At 56.3% G+C, this 7374-nt stretch carries 6 protein-coding genes; all 6 read left to right on the top strand.

Features of this window, described 5'->3' with window-relative positions; all coding sequences use genetic code 11:
• Positions 1 to 100 precede the first annotated feature (100 nt).
• The 6 genes from QCM77_RS40690 (at position 101) to QCM77_RS40715 (ending at position 7055) form a co-directional block, all read left to right on the top strand.
• Complete coding sequence (locus tag QCM77_RS40690; protein ID WP_280096570.1) at positions 101 to 1405, top strand: glycoside hydrolase family 16 protein; 1305 nt, start codon at positions 101 to 103, stop codon at positions 1403 to 1405.
• A gap of 75 nt (positions 1406 to 1480) precedes the next feature.
• Entirely contained in the window at positions 1481 to 2686 is a 1206-nt protein-coding gene (locus QCM77_RS40695) for a glycosyltransferase (protein ID WP_280096571.1), read from the top strand.
• Positions 2683 to 3654, top strand: a complete 972-nt coding sequence (locus QCM77_RS40700; protein ID WP_280096572.1) for an FkbM family methyltransferase — start codon at positions 2683 to 2685, stop codon at positions 3652 to 3654. The genes QCM77_RS40695 and QCM77_RS40700 overlap by 4 nt, the downstream gene beginning before the upstream one ends.
• Positions 3655 to 3694: 40 nt before the next feature.
• Positions 3695 to 5200, top strand: a complete 1506-nt coding sequence (locus tag QCM77_RS40705; protein WP_280096573.1) for a lipopolysaccharide biosynthesis protein — start codon at positions 3695 to 3697, stop codon at positions 5198 to 5200.
• Between the two features lie 17 nt (positions 5201 to 5217).
• Positions 5218 to 6177, top strand: coding sequence for a glycosyltransferase family 2 protein (locus QCM77_RS40710; RefSeq protein ID WP_280096574.1), 960 nt, complete (start codon positions 5218 to 5220; stop codon positions 6175 to 6177).
• Between the two features lie 32 nt (positions 6178 to 6209).
• Positions 6210 to 7055, top strand: a complete 846-nt coding sequence (locus QCM77_RS40715; protein WP_280096575.1) for a glycosyltransferase — start codon at positions 6210 to 6212, stop codon at positions 7053 to 7055.
• Positions 7056 to 7374: the final 319 nt, after the last annotated feature.

A 7374-nucleotide genomic window follows, 5' to 3' on the forward strand; every position in this document is an offset into this window, starting at 1 on the left:
ACCAGTACGAGGGGCGCGCCGCCCGCGGATGGCGTCAACCGCCGTTCGACGCTCCCGGTTAGATCCAATGCGAGTGACGAGACGGGAGCTGCTAACGGGGGTGGCCAGTGTTGTCTGCCTTTCCGGCGATCTGCCTGCCACGAGCGCTTGGGCCGACACGCCAGCCAACGTGGTGCAGACGTCGGAGTCCGAAATCGCCGTCGCGATCCATAATGCAACGGTCGGAAGCGAAGACCGCGTGGCCAGGATCCCGGTGGCGTTAAGCGTGCCGACCAACCGCACGATTGCCCTCGAGTACATTGCCCGCGATAGAGAGCAGCCCCCAAACAACCAGAGCGAGGCTCAAGCAAGCACCTCGCCAACGATCGCCCGCGGATACCTGATTTTTCAACCTGGCGAGCAGCAAAAGACCATCGAGGTGCCGCTCTCGCGTCCGCTTCAGGCCGGACGATCGCTCGAAGTCGAGCTCTCGGATTATTTCATCTACCCTCAACACGTATACACAAGCCGGATCGGCCGGATAACGGCCGGCGATGGCACGCCGTCGGATCCGACACCGCGTAACGATCTATTTGAGCTGCCGCCGTTACCGGCCCGAGGCACCGTTGTATTCTCGGACGATCTTCGCGACCCCGACTTCGCAAGCGATAGCGGATTCCGTTCGGACGGGAGGCCATGCTGGCAAAGCCGCTACTCACACGGTCGCCGCCACGACAGCAACCGCGAGTTGGCATACTACGCGGATCCGACTCTGAACCCTGAAGCCAAGGTGTGGGGGATCGATCCCTCGACCGGACATCGCTTCATCCAGGCAGAATACGTGGAGAACGGACTGTCCGATGGGAAGGGCGGCAAGCTGTTGCTCGGTTGGCAAGAAAACGTCCCTTTCAGGTATACCGCCGCGATCGTCACCTCACGGACATTGTTCAACCGCATCACCACGGGCAGCTATGTCGAATTTGACGTGAAGCTTTCGAAGGTCACGGGAAGCTGGCCTGCACTGTGGCTCAAACGAGTCGGTGACGGTTGGCCGCCGGAGATCGATGTTCTTGAAGCCTTCATCAAATCCGCTTCCTATCCAGCGGACGCCGTGACCTCGAGCATTCATTGGCTCGGCGAGCAAGGACATCGGACCTATGGCGCATCCGTGCCCCTCACTCATGTTGAGCCGGGCGCGGACGTGTTCGCCAGGTTCAATCGCTTTGGCTGCTTGCTTGGCGAAAAGCAGATCACCTATTACTTCAACGACAAGCCATTCTGCGCGATGCCGAACCTGGTGGGCGCGGGTCCGTGGTATGTGCTGATCGATGTGACCGTTGGAGGCGTCCTCGGCGAACCGAGCGATCCGAAAGCCTTTCCCGCGCGAATGCATATCGCCGGAGTGAAGGTCGTACAGTTCCAATGATGGCTGTACAATTGGGATACCGATGAGAACCTACACGTATTGCTGTGAACCCCGCTATCGAGGTATCGAAGAGTGATGCGCACAAAAAAGACCGTGCTGGTCTATCGCAACGAACTCCTGCCCGTCTCTGAGACCTTCATCAAGGAGCAGATACTTGCGCTCAGGGACTGGCGCGCCGTTCTGGTTGGACGCAAGAAAGTCAATCAATTGCCACTGGACAGTCTAGACGTTCGTTTGATTGGCCCCGCAAGCACGGGATTATTTGACGCCTTGCTGTGGAAATCGCAACAGGCGCTCGGTGTCGTGCCCCCCCATGTCAAACGGGTCCTCGCGCGCGAGCGTCCCTCACTGATCCATGCCCATTTTGGAGTCGACGCACTCGATGCATGGCCGCTCGCGCGCGCACTGAACTTGCCAATGCTCGTGACACTGCATGGCTACGACATAAATACTCACCGAGAATGGTGGGAGGCAGGAAAAGGTGGATCCGACATGCATCGCTATCCAACACACTTGTTGGAGCTAGCCAAACAGCCGCGCGTTGGCTTTATCGCGGTATCGGAAGCGATTCGCCGGCGAGCTATTGAGTTCGGAATAGCCGCGGAAAAAGTCTTCGTCCGTTACATTGGCATCGATTCTTCCAGATTTGCACCGGGACCAGTTCCAATCGATCAGCGCCCCGCTCGCGTTCTCTTCGTTGGACGTCTAGTCGAAAAGAAAGGCTGCCGGTATCTCATTCAAGCCGTCGCTCAGGTTCAAGAGAACGTGCCAGGTTGTGAATTGATCATCATCGGAGATGGACCCCTGCGTGAAGAGCTTGAACAGCTTGCTCGAAGCCTTCGCGTCTCGGCGACCTTCTTGGGCGCCCGCTCGAACGGCGAAGTGAAGCACGAAATGGACAATGCTCGCGTGTTCTGTCTCCCAAGTGTGACAGCCGAGAGCGGCGATGCTGAAGGCTTGCCAATATCGATCTTGGAGGCTCAAGCTTCGGGCATACCAGTAATCACGTCCGCGCGGGGTGGAGTCGGTGAGGCTGTAAGGGACGAGCTGAGCGGCCTCACCTTCGCGGAGGGAGACGTCAGCGCACTCGCCTCGAAGCTGAGAGCTATACTCGTTGATGATGATCGCGCGCGCGAACTGGCTGCCGAGACCGCGCGGTTTGTGGCAAGCTCGTTCGATATCCGACCGCTCACTGCAAAATTGGAGGCTCTTTACAGCTTCACAGCCAGTCAGTCGGAGCGAGTATCAAATCTTAGCTTTGGTAAGGAACATGCTACGTGAACTACATCAACCCCCACCAGCGAGACACCATGACGACCTTCGGACGAATGGACCTCACCAGTTGGACTCTCTTCGTAGCCAATAGGCTATTCACAACAGCCATCCGCTTGCTACCCTCCGAAAGAGAGCAGGCGTTTGACCTCTATTATCGTCTCGTGAGACGCATCAGTCCGAGATTCACCGGTCGCACCTATTTCGGCGCCGCGATAAATTGTCGGATCGAAGACCACATCATGAAGAGGATTTTCTTCTTTAATGTTTGGGAGCCATACAATTCTCGTCTCATTCAATCAGTGCTTCGTCCAGGAGACACTTTCGTGGACGTCGGGGCGAACGTTGGGTACGATAGCCTGCTTGGAAGCAAACTAATCGGACCTGAGGGCAGAGTTATTGCGATTGAGGCCGCGCGCTCGATTTTCGAGCAACTCGGCGACAATCTGGCACGAAATGGCGTAGCCAACGTCCGGTTAGTCAAGGTTGCCGTTTCAGACAAACCAGGAGAACTTACGCTCTTTGGCGGAGACAGAGGCAACCAAGGGAGGACGTCCCCTATCCAGCGCGACAATCTCGTTCCGGTCGAAACCGTTCCAACCAAACCGCTGGACGATATCCTCACTGACGACGAGCGCGCTTCGGTAAGGCTGATCAAGATCGACATTGAGGGCGGCGAGCTTCCCGTGCTCGAACGTCTAGTCGATACCTTGCATCTCTATGGCCCCAGCATGAGTCTTCTGGTCGAAATGTCCGAGGATGCTTCGGGACGCTCCCGCGTGGTATTCGACAAGCTTCTCGCAGCGGGCTTCAGCGCGTATCAGGTGGAAAATGACTACTCTCTAAGTTCTTATCTGCGATCGCAACCGCGAAAAACTCCGCTGAAAATCACGAGCCTTCCCAAGAGCCAGACTGATATCTTCTTTGAGCGCCCCAACCATTCTCGTAGCCTGCGCCTTGCCGAGCTCGCAGGCTGAAAGCTCCGCGTAACAATCAATGGATAGCCGCCCGGGAAAGATGGATAACGCAGCGTCATTATCGATTGAATTCGACCGCTCCGGCCTCAAGGCGGCGTCTCGGAAGGCGATCGCCGTCAGCTATGTATCGCAGGTCGTCAAATTCGTTATCCAGTTTCTGTATACCATCGTTATTGCCCGCCTACTTACTCCTGGAGACTTCGGAGTGGTGGCGATGGCAACGCCTTTATTAGCCTTTGCCGCTCTCCTTGCCGACATTGGATTATCTCAGGCGGCGATTCAGAACCAGAAGCTGAGCCAGAGCCAGCTATCCTTTCTGTTTTGGTTGAATATAGCCGTGACTGCCGCCTTGGCAGCGCTGATCGTGTTTTCGTCGCCGCTTGTGGCTTCTTTCTATGGTGAACCTAGAGTCGGGCCAGTGGTGGCGATCTTGGGCGCGCTTATGATCGTAGGTCCGATTGGCGCTCAGCATACTGTCCTGCTGAATCGCAACTTCGCCTTTGGAAGGATCGCCGCCGTCGAGCTCACATCGTTGATCGCGGGATCGGTGGCCGGTGTCGCCGCCGCGCTCGGCGGGTTTGGTATTTGGTCCATCATTCTAAATCAAGCGACGGCTTCTGGTGTTGCCTTGATTCTGGTCTGGTTGGCAGTCCGCTGGCGGCCGAGCCCCCCATCGAGAGTACCGACTTCAGAAATTCGACACCTGTTGCACTTTGGGGCGAACGTAGCGGTCTCAAACATATTTAACTTTGCCTCCAGAAATATCGATAATGTGCTTATCGGCAAGGTTTGGGGCGAAGCCTCGCTCGGTATCTACAACCGTGCTTACAGCCTACTGCTGCTGCCACTCAATCAGATTATGGTTCCAATTTCGAAGGTAGCATTGCCGCTCCTTTCCCGTGTGCAGAAAGAGCCCGTACCGTATCACATCGCATTCTGGAGAATGCTGGATTTGGCATTGCTGCTCACTTTCCCGGTAGCTCTCTTTTCGATGATCACCCATCAACAGCTGATCCACTTGGTTCTCGGCGCGAAATGGGACGCCGCCGGTCCGATTTTCGGCATTCTTGCTGTTGGTGCATTATTTGCTCCGGTCAGCCAAAGCACGAACTGGCTGCTTCTTTCGCAGGGCCGCTCGCGAGAGCTCAGGCAATACGGGGTGATTAGTTCAATCGGATTCGTCTGCGCAATCGTTGCGGGACTTCGTAGCGGACCTATGGGTGTAGCAACGGGGTATATCGCTTTCGGAATTGTGCAGGGCCCGATATTGTGGTGGCTTATCACGCGAAAAGGTCCCGTCGGCAGCAAGAGCCTGTTCTTGGGCTTAGTGCCCTACGTACTTGCAAGCCTACCCGTCGTCCTTTTTATATACGGTCTACAGTGCATTTTGCCTGCAAGCATATGGTCACTGTTACTTATCCTCTTTCTGAGCTACCCTGTCTTTACTGGAGTATTCGCTACATTGCCGCAGGGCAGGAGGCGAGTTTTCGAACTGGTAACCGAGGCCAAGAACTTGGTCGCAGGAATACGCGTCGGACGCGGTTGACCATTGACGGGCACCTCATGCAAGCTGCGAGCAATCCAACTGTTTCCGTACTCATTCCTGCATTCAATGCCAGCTCGTTTCTTGAGCGTGCTGTTACGTCCGCACTCAACCAGACACTCAAATCTCTAGAGATCGTGATTGTCGATGATGCCTCAACGGACAGCACGCACGAGCTAGCGGAGCGCCTTTCTGCCAAGCATGGCATTATTCGCGTTGTCGCGCTTCGCGAAAATGGAGGGCCTGCGGTAGCCCGGAATGCGGCCATGCAAGCTGCCAGTGGCGAATGGCTAGCGATCCTCGATGCTGACGACGCTTATGATGCCGACCATTTGGAGCGACTACACCTGATAGCCTCGCAGTATTGTGCGGACGTCGTATTGAGCAATTTCTGCTATTTTGATCCGGCCTCCGAGACTAGGGGCAGCGAAGGAGTTTCGCAGCAGTATCTGCCGCGCAGCGTTGATCGATACGAGTATGTTGCGAGCGCGAGGCCATACCTCAGCCATCAGGATTGGGGGCTCTTGAAGCCCATGCTCAGAGCCGCATTCGTAAAATCCCATTCGATTTCCTATCCGACTTTTTCCCGACACGGCGAGGATTTCTTGATGATGCTCGATTGTTTGTTGGCGGGCGGTAAGGTCGTGCTCTCTCCTTCGCCCACATACCTCTATACCCACCGCGGGCACGGATGGAGTCGAACCTCCAGCGATTACCAGGCCATGGTTGCACAGTCCGCGACCCTCATTCGAGATCCGCGGATTGCGCATGACCACGAGATGGTGCGCCTTCTGAAATGCCGGATGGCTGCCGTTGAAAGGCTTGCGGGCGAGAATAAAGGTCGGAGCCTACTGAAGGATCGAAGATTCGGGGAATTGCTACTTCGATCTGTCACAGACTATCACGTAGGTAGCGCGACGGCACGACTGGTACTAAAACGGCTGCGCAACCTTTTCGCGAGTGCACGGATCGGCGCCTGAAACGCTGGCAGTGTTCGAGGAGTAGCTTTCTTTTGACCATTTCCGTCTACATTCCGACCCACAATCGAGTCGACCTGCTAGCGTCAGCGGTCAAATCGGTGCTTGGGCAGCACTTTACCGATCTCGAGCTCATCGTCGTCGACGATGCTTCGATGGATGGCACGGCCTCGTTCCTGGAGTCGATCACGCGCGACGACAAGAGGGTCCGCGCGTTGCGCAACGACAGCCCTCGCGGTGCGCCGGGAGCGAGAAACCGTGCCATCCTGGAAGCGACGGGGGAGTTCATCACGGGCTTGGACGATGACGACACTTTCGAGCCGCAAAGACTAGGCGCGCTGCACGATTGCTGGGCCACGTACGCCCGGCACAAGGTGCCCGTTTCCTGCCTCTATACGCAGGATGTCATTCTCAGTGGCGGCAAGGAGCTATTCGTCACGAAAAAGAAGGGAACCGTGGAAGTCACCGATCTCGTTGAGGCAAACCATATCGGAAACCAGGTGTTTGCCCCGACCGCCATTTTCCGCGAGGCAGGACTATTCAACGAGAAGCTGCCCGCCTGGCAGGATTTCGAGTTCTTCATCAGAATTGTCAAACAATTCGGACCGGCCCGCCTGCTGGACATGCCCCTCTACCGCTTCGACGTCACACCCAGCCGGGATCGCATTTCCACCAAACAGGAGAAGGTGAGAAAGGCGTACGAACTGGTAGCTGATCTTCATTTTGCCGCAGATGCCGGGGCGCGACAGCGCCTCATGCTGCAGGTGTTTTCAACTTTCTACGGAATCAAGCCGACCCCCAAAGATCTCGCCCGCTTCGTTGCCTTGGGATTCTGGCCGCGTGGATGGGCCACCTTGTCCAAGAGAATGCTCTGGTCTTGAGCTTTGGGCCCTGTCCCAATGGACCGCGTTAATTCAAACTCGGCGCACCACGGCAGGTAGATGACGAACCGCTTAGCGAACTACGCGATCCGGAACGACTCCGCCGACCTGGTTTCTTAGTTTTTCATCGATCGAAATTACCGCAACGTGAAGCAGCGCTTGCTCGCACTGGCAGTAACTAAGCGCATCGACCTAACAGTCTGCTGAAAAACTATGAAGTCGAGAGTTTTCTTGTCTTTGTTCGGTCGCTGTCGGGGCGGAGCGCTGGAGGTTGGATGTCGTGTTCGGCTTGGCGCCGGGTTACCCCGGCGCGGGGTGG

The organism is Bradyrhizobium nivariense (genome assembly GCF_029846695.2).
Lineage (GTDB): Bacteria > Pseudomonadota > Alphaproteobacteria > Rhizobiales > Xanthobacteraceae > Bradyrhizobium.

Coding starts and splice junctions, on each gene's coding strand:
- QCM77_RS40705 (WP_280096573.1), top strand. CDS start 3,695: ATGGATAACGCAGCGTCATTATCGATTGAATTCGACCGCTCCGGCCTC.
- QCM77_RS40710 (WP_280096574.1), top strand. CDS start 5,218: ATGCAAGCTGCGAGCAATCCAACTGTTTCCGTACTCATTCCTGCATTC.
- QCM77_RS40695 (WP_280096571.1), top strand. CDS start 1,481: ATGCGCACAAAAAAGACCGTGCTGGTCTATCGCAACGAACTCCTGCCC.